Genomic DNA, 23,650 nt, shown 5'->3' with positions numbered 1-23,650 from the left:
CCGGGCATGACGACTTTTCAGCGGCCCGTCACCCTGGTTACCGGGGCCACGGGCGGCATCGGCATGGCGCTGGCGCGGGCACTCGCCGGGACCCACGACCTGATTCTGCAAGGACGGGGGGGCGAGCGGCTGGATTCCCTCTGCGCGGAGGTGGGCGGTAGGCCGCTCAGCCTCGACCTCACCCGGCCGGAGACCTTCGCCCCGGCGCTGGCAGACCTGGGGCGCGTGACGAACGTAGTCCATAACGCAGGAGTCGTGGAGCTGGGCGCCGTTGCGGAGCAGGAACACCCCGCCTGGACCCATACCCTCGCCGTCAACGTGGTCGCCCCCGCTGAGCTGACCCGGCTGCTGCTTCCGCGTGTGCGGGAGGAGCGGGGCACCCTGGTCTTCGTGAACAGCGGAGCGGGCCTGCGGGCCAACCCCGGCTGGGCCAGCTACGCCGCGAGCAAGTTCGCGCTGCGGGCACTGGCCGACGCCCTGCGCGAGGAGGAAGCCCCTCACGGCGTGCGCGTCTCCACCGTCTATCCGGGCCGCACCGCCACGCCCATGCAGCAGTCGGTGCGGGCACAGGAGGGCGGCGCGTACCAGCCGGACGCCTACATCGCCCCGGAGACGGTGGCGGCCACCCTGCGCTTCGTGCTGGAGGCCCCACGCGACGCCGTGCTCACCGACGTGACCGTCCGGCCGGGGGGCCGCTAGTGGAGCGGTATGACGCCGTGGTCGTAGGGGCGGGCGCAGCGGGCCTCAACGCGGCGCTGGTGCTGGGCGGCTCCCGGCGCGAGGTGCTGCTGCTGGACGGTGGCCCCACCCGCAATGCCGCGGCCCAGGCAGCCCACGGGGTCTTCACCCGCGATGGAGCCGCGCCCACGCAACTCCAGGCCCTGGGGCTGGCCGACCTCGCCCCCTACCCGGTGACGGTGCGGCCCGGCGTGGCCCGCGAGGTCAAGCCCTGGGACGGTGGCTTCGCCCTGCGCCACGACGGCGGCTGGGTCCAGGCCCGGCGGCTCCTCTTCGCCAGCGGGGTGCGCGACGTGCTGCCCAACGTGCCCGGCCTGCGTGCCCGCTGGGGCCGCACGGTTCACCACTGCCCGTATTGCGACGGCTGGCCCAACCGCGAGTCGGCGCTGGCGGTTCTCGGCTCCCACCAGGAGGGCCATCACCTCGCCCTGAGCGTGCGGGCGTGGTCCGACCGGGTGGTGCTCCTCACTGACGGTCCCGACGAACTCACGGACGAGCAGCGGGAAGACCTGCGGCGGGTGGGTGTGCCCGTGATCTCCACGCCCATCCTGCGGCTGGAGGGGAAGGACACCGTGCGGGTGCGCTTCCGGGACGGCGAGCGGCTGCCGCTGGACGCCCTCTTCCTGAACCCCACCCAGGTGCAGCGTAGCAGCCTGCCCGCTTCCCTCGGCTGCGAGCTGAACGCCAAGAGCCGCGTCGTGGTCAACGAGAACGGCATGACCAGCGTGCGCGGCGTCTGGGCCGCCGGGGACATGACGGGAGCGCCCCAGTACGTGATGAGCGCCGCCGCGAGCGGGATGCTGGCCGCCGTCTCGCTGAACACGACCCTGATTCACGAGAACGTGAGGCGGCTGGGCGCGGCCTTCCACAAGTCCCCGGACGGGGAGGGGGGGAGGGCACCCAGCGGCGGCGAGGCGTCCTGAGCGTTCGGGCGATCCTCTTCGACCTGGACGGAACGCTGCATGACCGCGCGGCGACCATTCGGGGCTGGCTGGTGGGGCACGTGGAGCGCCATGCTCTGCCCGCCGGATACGCCGCCCGTTTCACCGAGCTGGACGACTTCGGCTACCGGCCCAAGCGGGAGGTGTTGCCCCAGCTTGTGCGCGAGTTCGGCCTCGCCTACGACCCGGAGATGCTGCTGGCGGACTTCTCCGAGCATTCGCTGGCCGCCCCCGTCGCCATGCCCTATACCCACGAGGTGCTGCGGGAGGTGCTGCGGGAGCTGCGGGCGCGGAGCCTGCGTCTCGGCATCGTGACCAACGGCTGGGAGGAGGCGCAGCCCCGTTGCCTGGAGGGGTGCGGCCTGACCGGGCTGGTGGGCGACGTGGTGATCAGCAAGGCAGTGGGCCTGAGCAAGTCCGACCCGGCGATCTACCGGCTGGCCCTCAACCGACTGGGCGTGACGGCGGCCCAGACGTGGTTCGTGGGCGACTCGCCGTGCAATGACGTGTGGGGACCGGGGCGGGTGGGGCTGCGGACGGCCTACCTCCCGACCGGGCATGCGCTGGCGGGGGAGACGCCCGACGTGGTGTTGCGCGACCTGCGGGACGTGCTGACGCTGCCAGGGCTGCCGCTGCTACCATCCTCCCCGTGAGCCTGCCCGACCTCCCCGTCTTCGAGGTGCTGCCCGACCTCCGCGCGGCGCTCGCGGCGCACCCGCTGGTCGTGCTGCAAGCCCCGCCCGGCGCGGGCAAGAGCACGGGGCTACCGCTCGCGCTGCTGAGCGAGGAGTGGCTGGGGGGAGGCTCCATCGTGATGCTCCAGCCCCGGCGGGTGGCCGCCCGCGCGGTCGCCGCCCGGCTCGCGGAGACGCTGGGCGAGGAGGTCGGCGGCACGGTCGGCTCGCGCGTGCGCTTCGAGTCGCGGGTGTCCGCCCGGACCCGCATCGAGGTCGTCACGGAGGGCATCCTCACCCGCCGCCTCCAGCTCGACCCGGAGCTGGGTGGGGTGGGACTGGTCATCCTCGACGAGTTCCACGAGCGGTCGCTCAACGCCGACCTCGCCCTGGCCCTGCTGCGCGAGGTGGGGGGAGCCTTGCGCGACGATCTGCGCGTGCTTGTCATGTCGGCCACCCTCGACCCCGCCCTGCCAGAGCGGCTGGGAGCGCCGCTGGTCCAGAGCGCGGGGCGAGCCTACCCGGTGGGGGTACGGTATCTGCCCAACGACCCGGCGGGCCGTGTAGAGGACGCGGTGGCCCGCTCGGTACGGGAGGCTCTGGCCGCGCATCCCACGGGCGACGTGCTCGCCTTTCTGCCCGGCGTCCGCGAGATTCGTGGGGCAATGGCGGCGCTCCCTGACGTGGACGCCACCGTGCTCCCCCTCTACGGCGACCTCCCGCTGGCCGAGCAGCGGCGGGCAATCCTCCCGGACCCGGCCGGGCGGCGGCGGGTCATCCTGGCGACCTCCATCGCGGAAACGTCGCTCACGCTGGAAGGCGTGCGGATCGTGGTGGATGGGGGCCTGAGCCGCACGCAGGCCTTCGATCCCGGCACGGGCCTGACCCGGATGGTGACCACCCGCGTCACCCGCGACGCGGCCGATCAGCGGGCCGGACGCGCGGGCCGCACCGCCCCCGGCGTGGCCTACCGCCTCTGGAGCGAGCGCACCCACGCGGCTCTCTCCGCCGCCCGCCCGCCCGAGATCGTGGAGGCCGACCTCGCGCCGCTTACCCTGGAACTCGCCGGGTGGGGCGCTCCCGATCCCGCCGCCCTCGCGTGGCTCGACGCGCCCCCGGCCCCCCGCGTGGAGGCCGCCCGGACACTGCTGCGCGACCTGGACGCGCTGGACGCGCAAGGCCGCATCACCGCGCGGGGCCGGGCGCTGCTGGAACTGCCCACCCACCCCCGTCTCGCGCACCTGCTGCATGACGGGCAGGCGCTGGGGCTGGGGGCACTGGCCGCCGATGTGGCTGCACTGCTGGAAGAACGTGACCCACTCGGCAACGGGGTGGGGGCCGACCTCACCGATCGGGTCGCCGTGCTGCGGGCGTGGCGGCGTGGGGAGAGCAGGAGGGGAGACGGGGCCGTCCTGGAGCGCGTGGAACGCCTAGCGCGGCAGTGGCGGCGCGAACTGGGCCTGCGCCCGGACGACTCGCCGCTGGACGGCTTCGCGGTGGGTCAGCTTGTCGCCCTCGCCTACCCGGAGCGGGTGGCGCTCGCGCGGGCGGGCGGCGGGGGCCGCTTCCTGCTCGCGGGCGGGCAGGGTGCCCGGCTGCCGGAGGGGGACGCGCTGGCCGGAGCGCCCGCCCTCGCGGTGGCCCACCTCGACGCGGGAAGTGGGGAAGGCCGCATCTACCTCGCCGCGCCCCTCGACCCCGCCGCCCTGGATGCCCGCGCCGGGTGGCAGGACGCCGTGCGCTGGGACGCCCGCACCGGGGCGCTGGTGGCCGCCCGCGAGCGCCGGGTGGGGGCGTTGGTGCTGGACTCGCGCCCGCTGCGCGACCTCCCCCACGCGGAACGGGTCGCTGCCCTCGCCGGAGCGATTCGCGCCGAGGGCCTTCATCTCCTGACTTTCTCCCCGGAAGCCGAGCAACTCCGCGCCCGAGTGGAGTCCCTGCGCCATTGGCGCCCCGACGAGGATTGGCCCGACCTCTCCGACCCCGGCCTGCTGGACACGCTGGAGGACTGGCTCGGCCCTCACCTCACGGGCGTCCGCACCCGCGAGGAGTTGGGCCGAGTCCACCTCCTGCCCGCCCTCCAAGCCCTATTGCCGTGGCCGCTCCCCGCCCGCCTGGACGAGCTGGCGCCCACCCACCTCCCCGTCCCCAGCGGCTCCCGTGTGCGCCTCGCTTACCGCCTGGACGGGTCGCCCCCCATCCTCGCCGTGAAGTTACAGGAACTCTTCGGTGTGGCCGAAACACCTGCCGTGAACGGGAACCGTACCCCCGTGCTGCTGCACCTGCTCTCGCCTGCCGGACGCCCGGTGCAGGTCACCCAGGACCTGCGCTCCTTCTGGAACAGCAGCTATTTCGAGGTTCGCAAGGACCTGCGCGGCCGCTACCCCAAGCACCCCTGGCCCGACGATCCGTGGAGCCATGTGCCGACGAAGGCGACGAAGCGCCGGATGTAGCAAAAGGAAGGTGGGAGACGTGACACGCGTCTCCCACCTTCCTCTCCAGGCTTACAGCAGTTGAGCGAGGGCGCCGCCCATCAGCATCAACGTCATCACGCCCAGCATGACGGTGGCGACATTGCGCGGGGAGGCCGGGGCCAGGTCCGGCACCGGGGCCGGTCGGGGAGTGGCCCACTTCCGCTGTGGGCGGGCGGTCCCCTCCGCCGTGCGGATCACGCGGCCCGTCCGTGCCCGCCCTGCGGAGCGGTGTGCAGGCTGCCCAGGGCGGCCTTGAGGTGCTTGTACACCTCGCGCTGGAGGTCGAGGTCCTCGGGCAACTCGTACTTGAGCTGCTCCATCGCCTGCACGAGATGCGCTCCGCCGGGGCTGCGTTCGTGGTCGGGGCGTGCCCACTCGGGCAGCTCGGGCGTGACGGCGGGTTCGCGCCGGGCATCGTTCCAGTCTACCCACTGCTTGGGCAGGTCGTACAGGTAACGGCCGATGCCGAACTGCACGGCGCACCGCTTGAGCGCGTCCGACGAGGCCGCCTTGAGGGTTCCGTACTCGCCCTCGCCCGCCTCCCCGATGTCCTCGCGGGTCACGCCCAGCACGGTCAGGCGGCCTTTGACGGTGGGGTGCTGAGTGCCCGGAACCACCTCAATCTCGAAGCTCCAGCCATCCGGGCAGATCGCGTCCAGGCGGTCTTGCACGGCACGCGCGTCCACATAGGCGAGCAGCAGGGCGCGAGTGCGCTCCTTGTTAAAAGCCTGCGGCTTCCACCCCACCAGATGAGCGGGAAACGGAGCCTGGAGTCGTTTCTGAACATCGCTCAACTTCATGCGTTTAGTTTATAACGTAACAGCGTTACGGTCAAGACAGAATAGGGCCGGGCGAGGCAAGTCGGCCATGAAAAACCCCGGCGGGTGCCGGGGCTTTCAGAGCGGGATGGGAGAGGGGCGCTTACTTCGTCTCGGTCAGGCTGTAAGACCCGCTGCCGGAGTAGCCGTAGACCTCCCAGCGGTAGGTGCCACTGGCAGCGGCGTAGTTGATGCTCTCGCTGCTGCCCGAGCCCTCGCTGGCCGCCACGTCGCTCCAGGTGCCGTTGCTGTTGCGCTTCTGGAGGTAGAGGTCAAAGTCGGTGCCCGAGGGACCGCTGAGGGTACCGCGCAGGGTGCCGCCCGCGTAGGAGAAGCCGCCCGTGCCGGGCTGGTAGCTCGCGGTTCCCCGGCTCACGCTGCCCGTGTAGGTCGTGGTGCCTGGCGTGGGGGTCGGGGTCGGGGTGGGCGCGGGCGTGGTGCCCCCCGTCCCGGTGTACAGCAGCCGGTTGGGGCTGCCGGTCTGCGCCCCCGTGACCTTACCGGTGGTGGCGTTGTTCAGCAGGGCGCTCGTCACGGCGCTGTTGGTGGAGTTGCCTCCCGCGATCAGCAGCGCGATGGCCCCGGCCACGTGCGGGGTCGCCATGGAGGTCCCGCTGATGGTGTTGGTGGCGGTGGTGGACCCGATCCAGGTCGAGGTGATATTGCTGCCCGGCGCGAACAGGTCTAGGCACGAGCCGTAGTTCGAGAAGGAGGACCGGGCGTCGGTGTTCGTCGTGCTGCCCACCGTGATGGCGCTGGCAGCGCTGGCGGGAGAGACGTTGCAGGCGTTCTGGTTCTCGTTGCCTGCGGCCACGGCCATGATCAGGTTCTTGCTCGCGGCGCTGTTCACGGCGTCGTTCACGGCCTGGCTAAAGCCGCCGCCCAGGCTCATGTTCGCCACGGCCGCCGCGCTGCCCTTGTTGCTCACGGCCCAGTTCACGCCCGCGATCACGCCCGAGTTGGTGCCCGAGCCGTCGCAGCCCAGCACCTTGACCGCTACGAGTTGCACGCCCTTGGCCACGCCCCAGGTGTTGCTGCCGACCGTACCCGCCACGTGGGTGCCGTGGCCCTGGCAGTCACTGTTGTTGCCGTCCCCGGTGGTGTTGGTGCCCCACACCGCCCGGCCCCCGAAGTTGGTGTGCGCCGTGTTGATCCCAGTGTCGATGATGTACGCCTTCACGCCGCTGCCGGTCGAGTTGTAGACGTAGGTGCCGTCCAGCGGGAGGTTGCGCTGGTCGGTGCGGTCCAGGCCCCAGGTCGCGCCCGTCTGGGTGGCGCTCATGCGCATCACGCCGTCTTGCTCGATGTACTTCACGCGCGAGTCGGCCCGCAGCGCCTGAAGGTTCTGGGGGCTGAGGCGGGCGGCGAAGCCCTCAATGGTCTGCGAGTACAGGTGCTGGACCGTGATGCCCTGGGGGTCGAGGTTCAGCGCCCGGATCAGTCCGCCCGCGTCCTGCGCTCCCAGGTTGCTCGGCGCCGCACCCTCGCTGAAGACCACGATGTACTGTCCCGCGACCGCGTCCGGGTTGGCCGTGCCCAGCAGGGGAGCCAGGGTCCGGGCGGGGCGCTGCGTGGCCGAGGTCTCCGGAGCCTGCGTATTCGGGGCCTGGGTGGTGGGCGTCTGACCACCGCACGAGGCGAGCAGCAGGGCGAGACCGATCGAGCTGAGGGCAAGGCGTGCAGTCATCTGGATTCCTCCGACCAACAAAGAGAGATGTGCCCCAGGTGAAACCAGGCTAGGAGGGGCGAGTTGTGCCGACGCCATTGATGTAGCACGAGCCTTCGAACTGTCTTCATGCAAACATCTAGACAGGTTATTGAATTAAGGATATTGATTACGAACAACAAGTAAAGGACGTGTTAAATTTACATGTGTAACCAAATCAGCCCATATATCTATCAAAATATCCGAGTCTCCTTTCCAAGCTTCTCACCTGTGACCCATCTGTGACCCAGGTTGGATGTATGTGTGATGAATACAGAAGATGCCCTCGACCATGGAAAAAGCCCCCTCGGGTGAGGGGGCCAGTGCGGTGGAAGGGTTAGCGGTTGGACGCCGGGGCGGGAAGAGCTGCCGGGGTGGTGGTGATGGTCACGCGGGCAAGCTGCGAGTCGAGATACTTCTGGGCAGCGTCACGGGCAAGCTGCTCGCGAATGACGGGCGCGACTTCGGCCAGCGGCGCGACGCCCGCCTGGGTGCGGCGGGTGACGACCAGCACGTGCCAGCCGTACTCGGACTGCACGAGCTGGGGCTGGTTCAGGGGCGCCGCGAAGGACGTGCGGTCGAACGGCTCGACCGTCTCGCCGGGTTCGATGCAGCCCAACTCGCCCCCCTCAGCCGCGCTGCCGGGGTCCTGGCTCTTTTCACGGGCGATGGCCGCGAAGTCCCCGCCCGCCGCGAGGTCGCGCAGGATGGTCTGTCCCTCCGCCTGCGTGGCGACGAGGATGTGCCGCACGCACGCCTGCGCCGGGCGATTGAAGGCCGAGCGGTTGAGCTGGTAAAAGCTGGCGACCAGGGCGTCCCCGAACTTGAGGCGCGACTTGATGCCCTCTAGGTAGGCGTCCACGACCAGTTCGCGTTCGATGTCGGCCCGCAGTTCGGCCTCGTTCGCAAAGCCGTTGGCGGCCAGCGCCTCGGCAAAGTTGGCGTCGGTCTCAAAACCCTCGCGGGTCTCGGCGAGTTGGGTGTCCACCTGCGCCGCGGTGACCGCCGTGCCCCGGCGGGCGAGCTGGTACACCGCCCGGTCGCGGGCGTATTGGGTCAGGAACTCCGGGCGGGCCTGCGCGAACTCGGCCAGGGCGTCTTCCGAGTAGGGAATGCCCTGCGAGTTCAGCACCCGCGCCACCGCCAGCCGGAAGGCCCGCTCGTACTCGCCCAGCGTGATGGTCTCACTCCCCACCTGCGCCACAGCCGTCTGGGGGTCGGCGGGTGCCTGAACCGGGGCCGTGGGGGCCGGAGCCGCCGGGGTCTGCGCCGGTTGCGCGGGGGCCGGTTGCGTCTGGGTCGCCGGAGCAGCGGGCGTGGCAGGCGTTCCGGTGCTCTGGGCCAGGGCCGCGCCGCCGAGCAGCAGCGCGAGCGTCAGGAAGCTTTTTTGCATCTGTCCACTGTAGCGCGGCCGGGGGGCAGGCCCCCGCCGAGGCCCGCTGCTACAATCCCCCCCGATGCGCCTGACCCTCGTGCCCACCCAGGACCCCCGCGTGTACGACGACGCCGTTCGTTCCCTCCCCATCACCAGTCCCCTTCAGGGATGGGGGTACGGGGAGGCGCGGCGCACGCTGGGGCAGGAGCCGCTGCGCTTTCTGATTCAGGGCCAGGGGGGGCAGACGGTGGGGGCACTGCAACTGCTGCGCAAGCGCTTGGTGCCTGGATTCTCGACCCTGTATGCCCCGCGCGGCCCGGCGCTCGAATCGCTCGACCTGCTGCCCGCCGTGGCCGAGGCCGCCCGCAAGATCGCCCGCCCCGGCGACGCCCTGCTCAAGATCGAGCCGCCGCACCCCGTCCCCGCCGACGGCCGCGCGGTCGTCCCCTCCGAATACGGCCCCTTTCGCCGGGCCGAAACCGAGCAACCCGAGCACACCATCGTGGCCGACCTGACCCGCTCCGAGGACGACCTCTTCGCGGGGCTGCACTCGATGGCCCGGCGCAACGTCCGCGCCGCCGCCAAGCTCGGCGTGGTGGCGGGCCGCGACGACGACTTCGGGGCCTTCTGGGAGATTTTCACGGCCACCAACGAGCGGGCCAAGCTCGGCGCCTTTCCCCGCGCCTACTACGAGACGATGCTGCGCGAGGGCAATGCGTATGGCGGCGAGGCTTACCTCGTGCTGTCGCGCTACGAGGGCAAGGCGCTCGCGGGCGGCTTTTTCCTGGCGATGGGCACCACGACCGCCTACCTCTTTGGCGGCAGCGTGCGCGACGACCGGGTGCAGCCGGACGGCACGCCGTACAAGGACGCCAAGGCCCCCGACGCCTTTTACTGGAACGCCATGCTGGACGCCAAGCGCCGGGGCTACGAGCTGTTCGACTTCTGGGGCATTCCGCGCGTCCTCGACGAGAGCAAGCATTCCTACGGCGTGTTCAAGATGAAGCTCAAGTTCTCCGAGCAGCGGGTCTGGTACCCCGCCTACGACCTCAGCCTCAACCCGGCGGCCCCGGCCATCGTCCGGGCGCTGCGCTGGCGCAAGACGCAAAATAACCTCCGCAAGCGGGGCAGCGCCGACGACGTGCTGTAGCACCCCGGAACGCGGCTCTCCGGCGGTGGAGCCTCGGCCCTGAGACTGCCGTTCGGCGTTCGTTGGCCATTTCGGAGCGGGCCAATTTAAGGAGAGCATGGGGCAGAAGGGAGGCCCCTGGGGCGCCGCTGCCTGGGGGCCTTCCTTCTGTCAACTGCTCTAGGTGGGCTGCGGCCGCCGTGCGGGGGCCGTGACCCCCAGCGCCAGCACCGCGGCGGCCCCCGCCAGCAGCGCCGCCGCGATCATGGCGGCGCTGTAGCTGCCCAGCGCGTCTCGGCTGACGCCCGCCAGCCAGGACGCCAGGGCGGCTCCCACCTGATGCGCGCAGAAGATCCAGCCGTACACCGTGCCCACGTTGGCCCGGCCAAAGGTGTCGGTGGTCAGCGCGATGGTCGGCGGCACGGTGGCGATGTAATCCAGGCCGAACAGAACCGCGAACACCGTCAGGCTGTAGCCGGGCGGCACGAAGGGCAGCAGCACCAGGCTCAGGCACCGGAAGGTGTAGTACAGCGCCAGCAGGAAGCGCGGGTCGGTGCGGTCGGTGAAATACCCGCTCGCCAGCGTTCCCACGAAGTTGAAGGTGCCCATCACGGCCAGCATTCCGGCGGCGAAGCCAGGGGTGAGGCCCAGATCGCCGCAGTACGCGATGAAGTGCGTGCCGATGAGCCCGTTGCTGGTCGCGCCGCAGACGAAAAAGGTGGTCGCCAGCAGCCAGAAGTCCCGGTGACGCAGCGCCCGCCGCATCACCAGCGGGTCGGGCCGGGGCGCGGCAGGGGCGGGGGCTCCCGCCGGGGCGGCGTCCCCGTCTGGCTGAAGCCCGAGTTGCGCGGGGCTGTCGCGCAGCCACCACCACACCAGCGGCGCGAGCAGCAGGGCCGCCCCCGCGATGCCCAGCGTGCCGCCCGTCCAGCCGTCCCGCTGCGCCCAGCCCGTGAGCAGGGGGATAAACAGCAGTTGCCCCGCGCTGGTGGCCGCGCCGAACAGCCCCACGACCAGGCCGCGCCGCCGCACGAACCAGCGCGTCGCCACCGTGGCGCCCAGCACGCTGCCGACCAGGCCCGTGCCCAGGCCGCTCAGCAGGCCCCAGGTCAGGTGCAGGCCCAGCGCCGAGCGCGACAGGGTGCTCAGCCCAAAGCTCAGCGCCACCAGCAGCAGCCCGGCGGTGGCGACCCGGCGCGGTCCGAAGCGGTCCATCAGGCGGCCGGACAGGGGGGCCGCCAGCCCGAACACCAGCAGGCCCAGGCTGACCGAGAACGAGAGCGTGCTGCGGCTCAGGCCCAGGTCGCGCTCCATCGGCAACAGGAACACGCCGGGAGCGCTGCGGGCACCGGCGGCCAGCAGCAGCGCCAGCACCGTGATCCCCACCACGACCCAGCCGTAAAAAAGGGTCTGCCTGCCGGGCCGGGGAGTGCTCATGCCCGGAGTGTAGGTCCTGCCCTCTGCCCTGAAGGGAGGTTGCCCGGACAAGCGGCGCCTCTCCCGGCATGATAAATTGAACCGAGTCCAGAGGCGCAGCTTTCCGCCGCCCGGCGAGCTTCTTTCCCCACATTCCCCAGGAGTGCCCATGATCGATTTCTCCCTGACCGACGAACAAAAACAGCTTCAGCAGCTCGCCCGCGACTTCACCCGCAAGGAGATCATGCCGGTCGCCGCCGAGTACGACCAGAAGGAAGAACTGCCCTGGCCCGTGGTGGAAAAGGCCTTCGAGGTCGGCCTGCTCAATGTCGCCATTCCCGAGCACGCGGGCGGACTGGGGCTGGGCATGGTGGACGAGTGCCTGATCGGCGAGGAACTCGCCTACGGCTGCATGGGCATCTACACGGTGCTGATGGCCTCCGAGCTGGGCATCACGCCCATTCTGGTGGGCGGCACCGAGGAGCAGCAGAAGCGCTTCCTGGCCCCCATGACCGAGAAGCCTTCCCTGGCGGCCTTCGCGCTCAGCGAGCCCAACAACGGCTCGGACGCCGCCGGGATGCACACCACCGCCGTGCTGGACGGCGACGAGTGGGTCATCAACGGCACCAAGATGTGGATTTCCAACGGCGGCGTGGCCGACATCACGGTCGTGTTCGCCACCACCGACAAGCAGGGCGGGCACAAGGCGACGGTCGCGCTGGTCGTGCCCAAGGACGCGCCGGGGATGTCCTACAACAAAATCAAGCACAAGCTGGGGCAGCGGGCCAGCCTGACCTCCGAACTGGTCTTCGAGAACGTGCGCGTGCCGAAGGAAAACCAGCTCGGCGGCCTGGGCGACGGCTTCAAGATCGCCATGAAGACGCTCGACAAGACCCGCGTGCCGGTCGCGGCGGGGTCGGTGGGCATCGCGCGGCGGGCGCTTGACGAGAGTGTGAAGTACTCCAAGGAGCGCGAGGCGTTCGGGAGGCCTATCTCGCAGTTCCAGGCCATCCAGTTCAAGGTCGCGGAGATGGCGATGGGCGTCGAGACGGGCCGCCTGATGTACCTCAAGGCCGCGTGGCTGGTCGACCAGAACCTGCCGCACGGCACCGAGAGCGCCATCGCCAAGGCCTACTGCTCGGAGATGGCCTTCGACGCCGCGAACGAGGCGATTCAGGTCCACGGCGGGTACGGCTATGTGGGCGAGTACCCGGTGGAAAAGCTGCTGCGCGACGTGAAGCTCAACCAGATCTACGAGGGCACCAACGAGATTCAGCGCGTGGTGATCAGCCGGAATCTGCTGAAGTAAGGGTCAGGTGCGAGAAGAGCCCCCGGTGAATGTGCCGGGGGCTTCGCACTGGAGACCGGGCCTCAGTACCCCTTCCCCGTCTCCACCCGTCCCTCCGGTTCCCGCCCCGCTGCCATCGTCTTCAGAAAGGCCTGTGTGTACTCGGCTCCGCGCTGCACGAGGTCGGCCGTCGTGCTGGCGATATGCGGCGTGAGGATGACGTTTTCGCGGCCCCACAGCGGGTGCCCCGGCGGAAGCGGCTCGGGGTCGGTCACGTCCAGCACCGCGCCCCCGAGCTGACCGGAATCCAGAGCGGCCAGAAGCGCGTCCGTGTCCACCAACGAGCCGCGTCCCTGGTTGCTCAGCCACGCGCCGGGCTTCAGTTGGGCCAGCACGTCCGCATTCACGATGCCGCGCGTCTGCGGCGTGTCGGGGAGCAACAGGACCACCCAGTCGGCCTCCGCCAGCGCCGCGTCCCGCTCGGCGGGTGGGGTGGCCGAGCGCAGCCCGGTGACGTGGGCGCCGTGGGGGGCCAGCAGCTCCTCCAGAATCCGCCCGATGTGGCCGTACCCCCACACCACCACGCTCGCCCCCTCCAGCGTGCCCAGGTCGCGCCGGGGCTGCCACTGCCCCTCCCGCTGCGCGTCGCGGAAGCGGTGCAGGCCCCGCACGGCGGCGAGCATTCCCGCGAGGGTGTGGACGGCGACCGCGCGGGCGTGCAGCGGGCTGGCGTTGTAGAGGGCGACGCCGGGCGGCAACTGGCCCTGCACATGGTCAATTCCCGCCGTGAGCGTCAGCACCCAGCGCAGGCCCGGCCGGGCGAACAGTTGGGAGCGTGTTTCGGCGTTCGCGCCCCACAGCACCACGCCCTCGGCCTCGCCGTCCGGCAAGTCTCCATTGCGGTAAGGGAGAGCGGTCACGCCCTCCACGGTCAGCGCCCGGAACTCGGGCAGGTCAGGCATCAGCACGCGCATCCAGCCACTCTCCTCTCGTGATTTCCATATGAACGTCGGTATGGTCGCCCGATTGGGTGCGGCCCACCTCGCGGAAGCCGCACGCGGCAAAGGCCCGCTGCGCCCGGCGGTTGTGCCCGAAGGTGGTCAGGCGCACCCGCGTGAGCGGCACCTCGCGGCCCTCAAAGGCCCAGGCGAGCAGTGCCATGACCGCCTCGCGGCCGTAGCCCTGGCCCCACAGGGAGCGCAGGCCGATCATCACTCCCAGGGTGCCGATGCGGGCGGGCAGGGGCGGTGGGGGGTGGAGGTCGTACAGCTCGGCGCTCCCGATCAGCTCGCCGCGCTCATTCAGCACCCCGAAGCCCGCCCGCTCGCCCGTGCCCTCCTCCTCCAGCATGATTCGCCGGAACAGCCACTCGGGAAGCCGGATGGGGCTGGCCCCGTTCCAGTCGGCGAGTTCGCGGTCGCGGAAGAAGCGGTAGAGGGCCGCCCACTCCTCCGCCCCCAGGTCGGGCAGCGGCTTGAGGGTGACCCGGCCCCAGCGCGGGGCGGGGGCAGTGTTCCCGGTCAGTGCGGGCCTCCCTCCGGGACAGGCACGGGAGTTCCGAGCGTCCCCAGCGCCCGCGTCACGTCGCGCGAGAGGCGGTCGAGGTGGAAGGCGTCACCCTCCGCCCGCTCAATGACGCCGCCCGGTCCCACCACGATCAGGGCCAGCACCCGCCCGCCCCCGTGCCGCACGCAGACGCCGGGATGCCCGCGCAGCGCCGCCTGATCCCCCGGCGCGAGGGTCGCCCAGGCGAGGTCCTCCGGGGTCAGGCCGAGGTGGGCGGTGGGCAGGCCCCGCCCCGCGAGTTCGCCTTCCAGCCATGCCAAGGCGTCCGGCCGCCCGCCGATGATGCCCTGCTCCAGGTGCGGCCGGGCCGAGTTGTAGCGGATGGGCCGCCCGTCGCGCCGCCGCAGGTCACCGCCCAGCACCCGCAAGAGGGCGTGCCCCCCCGCCACGTCCCACTCCGAGCGTGGGCTCATGGAGAAAGTCACGTCGGTCTCGCCGTTCGCGATGCGGGCCAGCTTCAGGGCGATGGAGCCGCTGGGGGCCATGCCGGAGAGGTTGCTCGCGTGCAGCTCGCGCCGGAACTCGGTGTCCGACACGCTGACCACGTAGGCGGCGCGGTGGCTGAACCCGGTCGGCTCACCATTCCTCGTGACTCCCAGCCCTACCGCCCCGGCAAACAGCTCGTCGGTGGCCGGAGCGTACACCGCGCCCAGCACCGGCTCGCCGCCGACCGCCAGCCCGATGCTGACCGCGTAGTCGGGGCTGCCCGAGGTGAACTCCTTCGTCCCGTCGATGGGGTCGATGATCCAGACCCGCTCGTGCTCCAGCCGGGCCGGGTTGTCGGCGGCTTCCTCACTGAGCAGGCCGTCCTCCGGAAAGGCCGAGCGCAGGCCCGCCAGAATCAGGTCGGAAGCCTCGTGGTCGGCGGCGGTCACGAGGTCGTCGGCGCCCGTCTTCTGCTGGGCCGTCACCCCCCGCCTCAGGTGGGCGAGCAGCAGGGCCCCCGCCTCCCGCGCCAGCCGCACGGCAATGTCGAGTTCGGGCTTGAGGTCCACGCCCCCGAAGATACCCCCCGGCCCCCCGCGTTGACGCCTCAGGGTGCGCCCGCTACACTTCCCGGCATGAGTGCGGCTCACGTCACCCCCGCGAACGTGAATGACGATCCCCGGTAGGGGACGTCTCGCCGCAGATTGCCGCGCCCCCGACCCCCATCACAGGAGTCGGGGGCTTGCCTGTTTCGCCCCGCCTGTTCCAGGAGACCACCCATGACCACTGCACTTCCCCGCACCCTGACCTCGGCCCTTCCCACTCACGCGGGCCGGACCGTTCGACTGCAAGGCTTCCTGCACGCCCGCCGCGACCTGGGGGGCCTGCAATTTTTGGTGCTGCGCGACCGCGCGGGCCTGGTGCAGTGCGTGGGGAGCGGGCTGGACCTCCCACTGCCTGAGAGCAGCATTGAAGTCGTGGGGCGCGTGACCGCCCACCCCAAGGCCCCCGGCGGATACGAGGTGCAGGTGGAGTCCTTCCGGGTCCTGACCCCCGCCACCGAGCCGCCCCCCGTCGAGATTCCCAAGATGGAGTGGCACGTCCACCCCGAGACGATGCTGGACTACCGGGTCGTGACCGTGCGCGGGCTGCGCGAGCGGGCGATCCTGAAGGTGCAGGCCGAACTCGTGGCGGCCTTCCGCGACCACCTGCGCGGCGAGGGTTTCACCGAGATCAGCACGCCCAAGATTGTCTCGGCGGGGGCGGAGGGCGGGGCGAACCTCTTTCCCATCGACTATTTCGGGCACCCGGCGTACCTCGCGCAGAGTCCGCAGCTCTACAAGCAGATCATGGTGGGCGTCTTCGAGCGCGTCTTTGAGGTCGCGCCCGTCTACCGCGCCGAGGAACACGCGACCTCCCGCCACCTCAACGAGTACCTCTCGCTGGACGTGGAACTGGGCTTCATCGAGTCCGAGGAGGACGTGATGGACGTGGAAACCCGCGTCCTGGCCGCCATCATGGAGCGGCTGCGCGAGCACGCGGCTCCCGAACTCGCCCTGCTGGGGGCCACGCTGCCGGAGGTGCCCGCCCACATCCCGCGCATCACCCTGCTGGACGCCCGGCGGCTGGTGGAGGAGAAGTACGGCCACCCAGTCGGCGGCAAGGACCTCGACCCGGAGGCCGAGCGGCTGCTCTCGCAGCACTACGCCGAGACCGAGGGCACCGACTTCGTCTTCGTGACGAAGTACCCACGCGCCGCCCGGCCCTTCTACGCCTACCCGGAGGAGGGGGGCCTGACGCGGGGCTTTGACCTGCTGTTCCGGGGCATCGAGATCACGTCGGGTGGGCAGCGCATCCACGAGTACCCCATGTTGCAGGAATCCATCGCCGCCTACCGCCTGAACCCGGAGGCGCTTGCGGGCTACGCCGAGGTCTTCAAGTACGGGATGCCCCCGCACGGCGGCTTCGCCATCGGCGCCGAGCGCCTGACCGCGCGGCTGCTGGGCATCGGCAATGTGCGCTTCGCGCGGGCGTTCCCGCGTGACCGCCACCGGCTGACGCCCTGAAGGTCGCCGGGTGGGTCTATGCTCCTCCCATGACCCACCCCGACCTGCCCATCCCGGACCCGCCCGAGCTGGAGGGGCCGGAACTGGCCCCCGAGCCTGCCGCCGCCTCCCCCTACAGCTCCCTTGACCCGGCCACGCTGCGCCACCCCGACAGCCTGAAATGGACCTTCTACCCCGAGGACGTGCTGCCTCTCTGGGTGGCCGACATGGACTTTCCGGTCGCGTCCGCCATCGTGGAGGCGTTGCAGGAGCGTCTGACGCGCGGGCTGGGCTACGGGCAGATGATGGGGGATGCCCACCTGATCGCGGCCCTTCAGGACAAGCTCGCGGGCCACGGCCTGACCGACCTGCCGAAAGAGGGCTTCTCCTTCATTCCGGGGGTGGTGCCGGGCATCTATGCGGCGGTCGCGGCCCTGAGTGTGCCGGACGAGCCGGTCCTGACCATGACGCCGATCTACTACCCCTTTCACCAGGCGATCACGACCCAGGGCCGCCAGGTGGCCGCCGCGCCATTGCAGGAACCGCAGGAATCGGGTGGACGCTGGGAGATCGACTGGGACGCGATGGAGGCCGCTGCCCTCGGCTGCCGCCTGCTGCTGCTGTGCCATCCGCACAACCCCAGCGGGCGCGTCTGGGACGCGGAAGAACTGGCGCGGCTGCGCGACTTCGTGCTGCGCCACGACCTGTATGTCATGTCGGACGAACTGCACGCCGACCTGCGGCTCTCGGACGTGCCCTTCGAGGCCTTCGCCGCCGACCCCCGCGTGCGCTCCCGCACGGTGACGCTGACTGGCCCCGCCAAGGCCTACAACACGGCGGGCCTGGGCATCGGCGTAATGGTCGGGCACGACCCCGAGCTGATCAAGCGGGTGCGCGGGGCGGCGGGCGGGCTGATGGGCCACCCCTCCACCCTGAGTGTGACCGCGTGGCGGGCGGCGCTGGAGGGGGCGGGGCTATGGTTGCAGGAGACGGTCGCCTACCTGCGCGGCAACCGCGATGTGATGGCGGCCTTCGTGGAGGCGCGGCTGCCCTGGGCACGCTTCTCGCCGCCCGAGGCGACCTATCTCGGCTGGCTGGACCTCCGGGGCCACCCCCGCGCGGCCGACATGGGGCAATTCCTGTTGGATGAGGCCCGCGTCGCCGTGCAGGGCGGTCCCCTCTTCGCACCCGGCGAGGAGGGCGTCCGCTACCAGGGCTGTGTGCGGGTCAACTTTGCCACCAGCCGCCCGATTCTGATCGAGGCGCTGGAGCGGATGACGGCGGCGCTGGAACGCGAGGGTCCGGTGGGAGACTAGCGGTTGAATGCTCCCATCCCATCAAAAGGATGGGGACATCCTCGGCCCACCCACGCGGCGACCGACCGGGCCAGCTCGTCCGGGTGACACCGCGAGGGATCAAGGGTGAGGTCTGGGGGACTGTGCGCGTGCACCGCGGCGAAGAGGCCCCGCGCCAGGCCAGTGGGTCGGCCCGCCAGGGTCGCTTCCCGCCGTGCCTCCCACTCCTCGCTGACGGTCAGAGGGGGCTTGAGGGCAATCCACAACGGGGCGAAGGGAGTCCACAGCCGCCTCGCTTCCGCGAACCAGTCGGGGTGCAGGAACAGCACGTCCGCGATCACGTTGACCCCCGAAGCCAGCAGCGCGGCCACGGCGTGATGGGCACCCGACACGGTGCGCTGGCCTACAGGACCAAGTTCCAGCGTGGTGCTGGGCCGCCCCGCCTGCTCTGCGGTCACGTACCGAACGCCGTCCTCCTCGTGCGTTTCCCAGGGGAAGTAGCGGGCGGGCATGCTCGCCCAGAAGATGTCGTAGCTCGTGAGCAGGTAGGGGTCGGGGAGGGCGTCTTGCAGCGCCTCACAGAAGGTGGTCTTGCCCGCGCTGGACGTTCCGTTGACGACGATGAGCCGCCCCACCGCTGAACCCCCGCCCAGACTCACCCCGCTGCCACCAATTCCCGCAGCCGCTCGATCAGTGGGCGCAGCCGCTCGCGCCGCAGCTTGAGGGCGGTGCGGTTGACCACCAGGCGGGCGGAGGAGTGAAACAGCACGTCGCGTTCCTCCAGCCCGTTGGCCCGCAGGGTGCCCCCGGTCTGCACGAGGTCCACCACCGCGTCGGCGAGGCCCGTCAGCGCGGCGAGTTCGATGTTGCCCGAGAGCTTGACGATCTCAGCGGGGATGCCCTGCGCGGCGAGGTAGGCGCGGGCCGAGCGGGGGTACTTGGTGGCAACCCGCGTGATCGGCCCCGCCGCCCCCACCTCCCGAATCAGCGAGAGGCGGCAGGCCGCGAATCGGAGGTCCACCGGCTCGAACACGGCCCGGCCCGACTCCACCAGCACGTCCTTCCCGACGATGCCGAAGTCGGCCACGCCGAGGTCCACATAGACGGGCACGTCCTGATTGCGCAACTCCAGCACGGTCAGCCCCGGAAACTCATGCCGCAGCGCCCGTGAGGGACCGGGCAATTCCAGCGGCAGGCCAGCCTGGGTGAGCAGGGCAGCCGACTCGGCGAGGACGCGCCCCTTGGGCAGCGCGAGGGTGAGGTGTTCGGGGCCACGCACCGGAGCCGGACTCATGCGGACACCTCGGTCAGGATCTGCCCCTGCGCCCAGCGGCGAATGCCCCGCGCCGCGCAGTAGGCGAGCAGCTCGGCGCGGTCGTCGGTCCAGGCGAGTTCGGCGGTCAGCCCGGCGGCGCGGGCGTGTTCGGCCCCCGCCGGGTCGAGTGCCAGCACCACCTCCGGCTCGGGGGGCAATCCCCGCGCGGCCACCTCGGTCAGCCGCTCCAGCCCGATGGCAAAGCCCGCCCCCGGCAGCCCGCCGAGGTCGTAGCGCCCGCCCCCGAGCAGCGGCTGGTTCAACCCCGGCGCGTAGGCCCGGAAGGTCAGCCCGGTGTAGTACCCGTAGCGGCGGCTGGCCCCGAGGTCGAACAGCAGTTCTCCCTCGGCCCGGTCCGCGACCGCCTCCAGGTGCGCCACCGCCGCCCGCGCCCGCTCGCCCCGCGCGAGGTCCCCGGCTCCCGCCAGCACCTCCGGACCGCCGTACAGGTCGGTCAGGGTGTGCAGGGTCCGGGTCACCCCGGCGTCCAGCGCGTGCCGCCCGGCGAGTAGGTCCACGTCCGCGCCGCTCTTGCGGTCAATCGCGCCGTGCAGCGACTCCCGAGCGGTGGGGGAGAGGCCCGCGTCCTCCAGCACCGCGTCCACGAAGCCGGGATAGCCCACCTCCATCACCGGGGACACGCCCACCACCTCCAGCGCCCGGCGTCCCAGCGCGAGCAGTTCCGCGTCGGCCTGCGGGGTCGAAACGCCGATCAGCTCCACGCCGACCTGGGCGAACTCGCGCAATCGCCCCAGCTCGCTCGTCAGCGCCCGCAGCCACAGCCGCCCGCCGTACTGGAGCCGCAGCGGAAACGGCCCCCCGGCAAAGCGCGAGCGCACCAGCCGCCCCACCGCCGTCGTGAACTCGCCGCGCAGGGCCAGCACTTCGCCGCCCACGTCGATCAGCTTGAAGGCGCGGGCATCCTGCGGGTGGCCGGGGTCGGCGAATTCCAGGGCGGGCACGTCCACGCCCCGGTAGCCCCACGCCGCGAACTCGGCGCCCAGCCGCGTCCGCAGATGCTCGCGCTGTTGCCACTCGGGCGGCAGCACGTCGCGGGTGCCCTCGGGGACGGCGGGACCGGGGAGGCGGGCGGAGAGAGTCACGGGCGGTATTAAAGCACCCCGCTTCGAGCAAGGAGCGGCAGCCCCGCTATACTTGTCCCCATGCGCCGCGCTGCCGCTGCCCCCCTCGCCCTGCTGCTGCTCGCGCCCCTGCTGGGAGGCTGCGCCCGCAAAGCTGACTCCTTCAAGCCGCGCATCGTGATCACCAGTCCCGATGGCGGCGGGGTGGGGCAGGCGCGGGCCTTTACCATCCGGGGCTACGCCCTCGACGACCGGGGGGTCGAGCGCATCACGGTGGACGGCAAAGCGATTCCCATCGAGAAGGGCAGCCGCAAGATCGCCAACTTCGCCTACCAGACGCGGGTGCAGGGCAACAAGGCGACCTACCTGATCGGTGCCCTCGACGCGGCGGGCAACAAGAGCCTGCTGGAGGTGCCCATCACGGTGGACGGCAAGCCTCCGGTCCTCAAGGTGACCCGCTTTGAGCGCAGCGGCACCCTGATTCGGGTCACGGGCGTGGCGACCGACGACAACCGGGTCACTGAGGTCCTCGTGGACGGCAAGCGCCTGAACATCACCTCCGGCACGCGGGTGGAGTTCTACGCCGAAACCACCGGCGTCTACGCCGACGTGGAGGCCGTGGACGGCGCCGGAAACCGCACCCGCCTCCGCGCCCAGCAGTAAGCCAAGCCCCCCCCCGTGCCGCGCCCCACCCCCGCCCAGGAGGCCCCGCCGCCACCGCATCTGTCCGAGGTGCTGCGCAGGCTCCGCGAGGCCTACCTGCCCACCCTCCCCGCGCCCCGCGTCAGCCCCGAGCCGCTCGACGACCTCGTGGGAACGATTCTGGCGCAGCAGAACACGGGGACGGTCACTCGGCGGCAGTTCGCGGCCCTGAAAGCCGCCTACCCGGTCTGGGAGGCGGCCCTCGCGGATGGCCCCGACGGGGTGGAGGCCACCCTGCGCGGCGCGGGCGGCGGCCTGGCGCGGATGAAGGCCGACTACATCTGGAACGTGCTGCACCGCCTGGAGGAAAGCCAGGGCCACCTCAGCCTGCGTGACCTGCGCTCCTTGCCAGACGGGGAGGTGCGGGCGCTGCTCGAATCGCTGCCTGGTGTGGGGATGAAAACGGCCTCGCTGCTGATGCTGTTCGACCTCGCCCGCCCCGCCATCCCGGTCGAGAACCACATCGGGCGGGTGGCGGCGCGGCTGGACCTCGTGCCCGCCCGCTGGAGTCTCCTCAAGATCGAGCGCTGGTTCGACGAGGTATTGCCGCCCGAGTGGAGCGTCCGCTACGCCGCCCACGTCGCCACCATCCGCCACGGCCGCCAGACCTGCCTGGCCCGCCGCCCCCGCTGTGAGGTCTGCGTGCTGCGCGACCTCTGCCCCTCGGCGGGGCTGTTCCTGAGCGGTGAGCGTGAGGCTTGAGCCGCTGCTGACGGCCCTGCGCGAGCTGTTCGGCCCGCGTTTGGGCTTCGGGGAGGTGCAGGAAGGGGACCGGGAGGTCGTCATCCTGTGGGATGGCCGGATAGACAGCGTGGTTGGGTTGGCGGAGGGTGAGCTGGAGAACGCGGCGTGGCAACTGCTGAGCACCGCTCAGGACATCTGGCTGCGTGGCCTGGGCGGGGAGGGGACGCACCCCGGAGCCTGGGCCACCGCCTCGCCGGAAATCGTCGTTGAAGCCACGGGCTTGCGGCTGGTGCTGCTTCAGGGTGAGCGTGAGATCGCTTCAGTTACAGTCCCAAATAGGAAGCAAGAAAGAGGCAGAGGCCCGTGAGCCCCCGCCTCTGACGGATATTCGCCCCGCTTACGCCTTGTCGGGGTGGCGCTGCGTGTCGTGCAGTTCGACCGGCTTGCCCTTCCGCGCCCGCAGGTTGAGCAGTTCGACCATGATGGCAAAGCCCATCGCGAAGTAGGTGTAGCCCTTGGGAATCTTGAAGCCGAAGCCGTCGGCGATCAGGTTCACGCCGATCAAGAGCAGGAAGGCCAGGGCCAGCATCTTGACCGTGGGGTGCGCCTGCACAAATTCCCCGATGGGCCGCGCGGCGACGAGCATGATCAGCACCGTCACGACCACCGCGCTCACCATCACGCCGATGTCGTCGGCCATGCCGACCGCCGTGATCACCGAGTCGAGACTGAACACAATGTCCAGCACCATGATCTGCGCGATGATCGCCGCGAAGCTGGCCGACGCCGCCCGGCCCACCGTGGGTGCGTCGTGGGCGGCGGGGCCTTCAAGCTGCTCGTGCATCTCCTTGACGGCCTTGTACAGTAGGAAGAGGCCGCCGAAAATCAGGATCAGGTCGCGGCCCGAGAATCCCATGCCAAAGACGGTGAACAGGTCATTTTGCAGCCGGTAGATCCAGGCGATCGAGAACAGCAGCAGCAGCCGCATCACCAGCGCGGCCATCAGGCCCACGGTGCGGGCGCGTTGCCGCTGCTCGGGCGGCAGCTTACCCGCGAGGATGCTGATGAAAATGACGTTGTCGATGCCGAGGACAATCTCCAACAGCAGCAGGGTGCCGAAGGCCAGCCAGGCCTCGGGCTGACTGATCCAGCCGAACAGGGTTTCTAACACAGGGAGACTCCAAGAGGGGGGCAGGCGTCACCCAGGGGGGTGAGCGTCCACCCAAAAGGCCGCCGGGACGGCAAACGGGGCAGAAGGACGGGGACGCGCGGCCTGAGTTCGCCGCGCGATAGGACCCATGCTCCGGGAGAAGTTGTGCACGAATCTTAAGCGTGAGATGAAGACTCTTTAGTTTCCAGCTGGCCGGGAGCGCCTGACGGCCCCGCCGCCCCGTCGAGGTAGATGCTCAACAGGCCCCGCGCCGTTCCCACCGGGTCGCTGGGGGGGGCGCCGGTGACCAGCGGGTACAGCAGGGCGAGCAGCGCACGGGTCAGGACGCCGGGGGGCAGGTCGCCCCGCAATTCTCCCCGCGCAGCGGCGGCCCCGATCAGTTCATTCAGGCCACCCATCCACACCCGGCGGTACTCCTGTTCGAAAGCGGCGCGGCGCTCGGGCGAGACGTGGCGGAGCTCGCCCGCCAATTGCAGGCCGACGCGCTGCTCGGGCGCACTCGCCAGCAGGTCGCCCACCAGCGTCTCAAGCTGTGCCCGCACTCCCACCTGCGTGCCCGCGTGGGCCACCAGCCGACTCAACCCCGTCAGGGTGCCGTCGAGCATCGCCAGAAACAGCGCCTCCTTGTCCGCATAGTGGTGGTAGAGCGCGGGCTTGGTCACGCCGACGGCCGCCGCCACCTCGCGCATGGAGACCCCGTGGTACCCGCTCGCCACGAACAGCCGCGCCGCCTCGGTCAGGATGCGGGCACGGGTGGTGTCGGGTGCGGGTGGGTTTGGGCGGGTGGACGAGACGGTCACGCCCGC

Annotated in this window: 24 protein-coding genes; 11 read left to right on the top strand and 13 right to left on the bottom strand. The window is 70.8% G+C overall.

Features of this window, described 5'->3' with window-relative positions:
- The first annotated feature begins 6 nt into the window (after positions 1 to 6).
- From F8S09_RS03990 to hrpB, 4 genes are read left to right on the top strand one after another with little or no spacing between them, the layout of a single operon-like run.
- Positions 7 to 699, top strand: a complete 693-nt coding sequence (locus F8S09_RS03990) for an SDR family oxidoreductase (RefSeq protein WP_152869096.1) — start codon at positions 7 to 9, stop codon at positions 697 to 699.
- Positions 699 to 1,661 (top strand): NAD(P)/FAD-dependent oxidoreductase, encoded by a 963-nt coding sequence (locus F8S09_RS03985; protein WP_322618512.1) that lies wholly within the window; start codon positions 699 to 701, stop codon positions 1,659 to 1,661. The genes F8S09_RS03990 and F8S09_RS03985 overlap by 1 nt, the downstream gene beginning before the upstream one ends.
- Positions 1,658 to 2,332 carry an HAD family hydrolase gene (locus tag F8S09_RS03980; protein WP_152869094.1) on the top strand — a complete coding sequence of 225 codons (675 nt, stop codon included), beginning with the start codon at positions 1,658 to 1,660 and terminating at the stop codon, positions 2,330 to 2,332. The genes F8S09_RS03985 and F8S09_RS03980 overlap by 4 nt, the downstream gene beginning before the upstream one ends.
- Positions 2,329 to 4,806, top strand: a complete 2,478-nt coding sequence (gene hrpB, locus F8S09_RS03975; RefSeq protein WP_322618511.1) for an ATP-dependent helicase HrpB — start codon at positions 2,329 to 2,331, stop codon at positions 4,804 to 4,806. Before F8S09_RS03980 ends, hrpB begins: the two co-directional genes overlap by 4 nt.
- 51 nt (positions 4,807 to 4,857) lie before the next feature.
- On the opposite strand, the gene F8S09_RS17585 is transcribed toward hrpB, so the two are convergent.
- The 4 genes from F8S09_RS17585 to F8S09_RS03960 all read right to left on the bottom strand — a co-directional run bounded on the left by F8S09_RS17585 (position 4,858) and on the right by F8S09_RS03960 (position 8,743).
- The gene (locus F8S09_RS17585; protein ID WP_194165201.1) at positions 4,858 to 5,025 is read right to left on the bottom strand and encodes a hypothetical protein; all 168 of its coding nucleotides are present in this window, start codon (positions 5,023 to 5,025) and stop codon (positions 4,858 to 4,860) included.
- The gene (gene ddrA / locus F8S09_RS03970; protein ID WP_152869092.1) at positions 5,022 to 5,627 is read right to left on the bottom strand and encodes a single-stranded DNA-binding protein DdrA; all 606 of its coding nucleotides are present in this window, start codon (positions 5,625 to 5,627) and stop codon (positions 5,022 to 5,024) included. The genes F8S09_RS17585 and ddrA overlap by 4 nt, the downstream gene beginning before the upstream one ends.
- Positions 5,628 to 5,748: 121 nt before the next feature.
- Entirely contained in the window at positions 5,749 to 7,332 is a 1,584-nt protein-coding gene (locus tag F8S09_RS03965; protein ID WP_152869090.1) for a S8 family peptidase, read from the bottom strand.
- A gap of 355 nt (positions 7,333 to 7,687) precedes the next feature.
- The gene (locus F8S09_RS03960; protein ID WP_152869088.1) at positions 7,688 to 8,743 is read right to left on the bottom strand and encodes a peptidylprolyl isomerase; all 1,056 of its coding nucleotides are present in this window, start codon (positions 8,741 to 8,743) and stop codon (positions 7,688 to 7,690) included.
- A gap of 64 nt (positions 8,744 to 8,807) precedes the next feature.
- On the opposite strand from F8S09_RS03960, the gene F8S09_RS03955 reads away from it, so the two are divergent.
- Positions 8,808 to 9,875, top strand: a complete 1,068-nt coding sequence (locus F8S09_RS03955) for a lipid II:glycine glycyltransferase FemX (RefSeq protein ID WP_152869086.1) — start codon at positions 8,808 to 8,810, stop codon at positions 9,873 to 9,875.
- A gap of 159 nt (positions 9,876 to 10,034) precedes the next feature.
- On the opposite strand, the gene F8S09_RS03950 is transcribed toward F8S09_RS03955, so the two are convergent.
- Positions 10,035 to 11,291: an MFS transporter gene (locus F8S09_RS03950; RefSeq protein ID WP_152869084.1), complete on the bottom strand. Its 1,257-nt coding sequence runs from the start codon at positions 11,289 to 11,291 to the stop codon at positions 10,035 to 10,037.
- A gap of 148 nt (positions 11,292 to 11,439) precedes the next feature.
- Here F8S09_RS03950 and F8S09_RS03945 point away from each other — a divergent pair, with 148 nt between their 5' ends.
- Positions 11,440 to 12,579: an acyl-CoA dehydrogenase family protein gene (locus F8S09_RS03945; RefSeq protein ID WP_152869082.1), complete on the top strand. Its 1,140-nt coding sequence runs from the start codon at positions 11,440 to 11,442 to the stop codon at positions 12,577 to 12,579.
- 62 nt (positions 12,580 to 12,641) lie between these two features.
- On the opposite strand, the gene F8S09_RS03940 is transcribed toward F8S09_RS03945, so the two are convergent.
- The 3 genes from F8S09_RS03940 to F8S09_RS03930 are packed head-to-tail and all read right to left on the bottom strand — an operon-like array spanning position 12,642 to position 15,119.
- Positions 12,642 to 13,532 carry a D-2-hydroxyacid dehydrogenase gene (locus tag F8S09_RS03940; protein WP_152869080.1) on the bottom strand — a complete coding sequence of 297 codons (891 nt, stop codon included), beginning with the start codon at positions 13,530 to 13,532 and terminating at the stop codon, positions 12,642 to 12,644.
- Positions 13,513 to 14,082, bottom strand: coding sequence for a GNAT family N-acetyltransferase (locus F8S09_RS03935; RefSeq protein ID WP_152869078.1), 570 nt, complete (start codon positions 14,080 to 14,082; stop codon positions 13,513 to 13,515). Before F8S09_RS03935 ends, F8S09_RS03940 begins: the two co-directional genes overlap by 20 nt.
- On the bottom strand, positions 14,079 to 15,119 hold the full coding sequence (locus F8S09_RS03930; RefSeq protein WP_322618510.1) for a 3'(2'),5'-bisphosphate nucleotidase CysQ: 1,041 nt from the start codon (positions 15,117 to 15,119) through the stop codon (positions 14,079 to 14,081). Before F8S09_RS03930 ends, F8S09_RS03935 begins: the two co-directional genes overlap by 4 nt.
- Positions 15,120 to 15,329: 210 nt before the next feature.
- Here F8S09_RS03930 and aspS point away from each other — a divergent pair, with 210 nt between their 5' ends.
- Together aspS and F8S09_RS03920 are read left to right on the top strand one after the other, a co-directional pair.
- Positions 15,330 to 16,616 (top strand): aspartate--tRNA(Asn) ligase, encoded by a 1,287-nt coding sequence (gene aspS, locus F8S09_RS03925; protein WP_152869076.1) that lies wholly within the window; start codon positions 15,330 to 15,332, stop codon positions 16,614 to 16,616.
- Between the two features lie 29 nt (positions 16,617 to 16,645).
- Positions 16,646 to 17,911: a MalY/PatB family protein gene (locus F8S09_RS03920; protein ID WP_152869074.1), complete on the top strand. Its 1,266-nt coding sequence runs from the start codon at positions 16,646 to 16,648 to the stop codon at positions 17,909 to 17,911.
- Here F8S09_RS03920 and F8S09_RS03915 read toward each other — a convergent pair.
- Genes F8S09_RS03915 through F8S09_RS03905 form a run of 3 tightly spaced genes read right to left on the bottom strand, consistent with a single transcriptional unit; the run spans position 17,908 to position 20,317 of the window.
- A complete protein-coding gene (locus F8S09_RS03915) occupies positions 17,908 to 18,525 on the bottom strand; it encodes a phosphotransferase-like protein (RefSeq protein WP_322618509.1) in 618 nt (205 codons plus the stop codon). The genes F8S09_RS03920 and F8S09_RS03915 overlap by 4 nt on opposite strands.
- Before the next feature lie 20 nt (positions 18,526 to 18,545).
- Entirely contained in the window at positions 18,546 to 19,184 is a 639-nt protein-coding gene (gene hisG, locus F8S09_RS03910) for an ATP phosphoribosyltransferase (RefSeq protein ID WP_152869072.1), read from the bottom strand.
- Positions 19,181 to 20,317: an ATP phosphoribosyltransferase regulatory subunit gene (locus tag F8S09_RS03905; RefSeq protein ID WP_322618584.1), complete on the bottom strand. Its 1,137-nt coding sequence runs from the start codon at positions 20,315 to 20,317 to the stop codon at positions 19,181 to 19,183. Before F8S09_RS03905 ends, hisG begins: the two co-directional genes overlap by 4 nt.
- A gap of 51 nt (positions 20,318 to 20,368) precedes the next feature.
- Between F8S09_RS03905 and F8S09_RS03900 the strand changes: the two genes are divergently transcribed.
- The 3 genes from F8S09_RS03900 to F8S09_RS03890 are packed head-to-tail and all read left to right on the top strand — an operon-like array spanning position 20,369 to position 22,040.
- Entirely contained in the window at positions 20,369 to 20,950 is a 582-nt protein-coding gene (locus F8S09_RS03900; RefSeq protein WP_152869070.1) for a hypothetical protein, read from the top strand.
- A 15-nt stretch (positions 20,951 to 20,965) separates the two neighbouring features.
- A complete protein-coding gene (locus tag F8S09_RS03895; RefSeq protein ID WP_322618508.1) occupies positions 20,966 to 21,691 on the top strand; it encodes an endonuclease III domain-containing protein in 726 nt (241 codons plus the stop codon).
- The gene (locus F8S09_RS03890; RefSeq protein ID WP_194165200.1) at positions 21,681 to 22,040 is read left to right on the top strand and encodes a hypothetical protein; all 360 of its coding nucleotides are present in this window, start codon (positions 21,681 to 21,683) and stop codon (positions 22,038 to 22,040) included. The genes F8S09_RS03895 and F8S09_RS03890 overlap by 11 nt, the downstream gene beginning before the upstream one ends.
- A 30-nt stretch (positions 22,041 to 22,070) precedes the next feature.
- On the opposite strand, the gene F8S09_RS03885 is transcribed toward F8S09_RS03890, so the two are convergent.
- Both F8S09_RS03885 and F8S09_RS03880 read right to left on the bottom strand, forming a co-directional pair.
- Positions 22,071 to 22,844, bottom strand: a complete 774-nt coding sequence (locus F8S09_RS03885) for a TerC family protein (protein WP_322618507.1) — start codon at positions 22,842 to 22,844, stop codon at positions 22,071 to 22,073.
- A gap of 155 nt (positions 22,845 to 22,999) precedes the next feature.
- Complete coding sequence (locus F8S09_RS03880; RefSeq protein ID WP_322618506.1) at positions 23,000 to 23,644, bottom strand: TetR/AcrR family transcriptional regulator; 645 nt, start codon at positions 23,642 to 23,644, stop codon at positions 23,000 to 23,002.
- Between the last annotated feature and the right edge of the window lie 6 nt (positions 23,645 to 23,650).

Source organism: Deinococcus terrestris (assembly GCF_009377345.1).
Classification (GTDB): Bacteria; Deinococcota; Deinococci; order Deinococcales; family Deinococcaceae; genus Deinococcus; species Deinococcus terrestris.
This window is presented reverse-complemented; position numbering and strand designations above follow the sequence as displayed.

Bases quoted from the DNA above. Each gene is read 5' to 3' on its own strand.
- F8S09_RS03990 (WP_152869096.1), top strand. From the start codon at position 7: ATGACGACTTTTCAGCGGCCCGTCACCCTGGTTACCGGGGCCACGGGC.
- ddrA (WP_152869092.1), bottom strand. From the start codon at position 5,627: ATGAAGTTGAGCGATGTTCAGAAACGACTCCAGGCTCCGTTTCCCGCT.
- F8S09_RS03965 (WP_152869090.1), bottom strand. From the start codon at position 7,332: ATGACTGCACGCCTTGCCCTCAGCTCGATCGGTCTCGCCCTGCTGCTC.
- F8S09_RS03960 (WP_152869088.1), bottom strand. From the start codon at position 8,743: ATGCAAAAAAGCTTCCTGACGCTCGCGCTGCTGCTCGGCGGCGCGGCC.
- F8S09_RS03955 (WP_152869086.1), top strand. From the start codon at position 8,808: ATGCGCCTGACCCTCGTGCCCACCCAGGACCCCCGCGTGTACGACGAC.
- F8S09_RS03950 (WP_152869084.1), bottom strand. From the start codon at position 11,291: ATGAGCACTCCCCGGCCCGGCAGGCAGACCCTTTTTTACGGCTGGGTC.
- F8S09_RS03945 (WP_152869082.1), top strand. From the start codon at position 11,440: ATGATCGATTTCTCCCTGACCGACGAACAAAAACAGCTTCAGCAGCTC.
- F8S09_RS03940 (WP_152869080.1), bottom strand. From the start codon at position 13,532: ATGCGCGTGCTGATGCCTGACCTGCCCGAGTTCCGGGCGCTGACCGTG.
- aspS (WP_152869076.1), top strand. From the start codon at position 15,330: ATGACCACTGCACTTCCCCGCACCCTGACCTCGGCCCTTCCCACTCAC.
- F8S09_RS03920 (WP_152869074.1), top strand. From the start codon at position 16,646: ATGACCCACCCCGACCTGCCCATCCCGGACCCGCCCGAGCTGGAGGGG.
- hisG (WP_152869072.1), bottom strand. From the start codon at position 19,184: ATGAGTCCGGCTCCGGTGCGTGGCCCCGAACACCTCACCCTCGCGCTG.
- F8S09_RS03900 (WP_152869070.1), top strand. From the start codon at position 20,369: ATGCGCCGCGCTGCCGCTGCCCCCCTCGCCCTGCTGCTGCTCGCGCCC.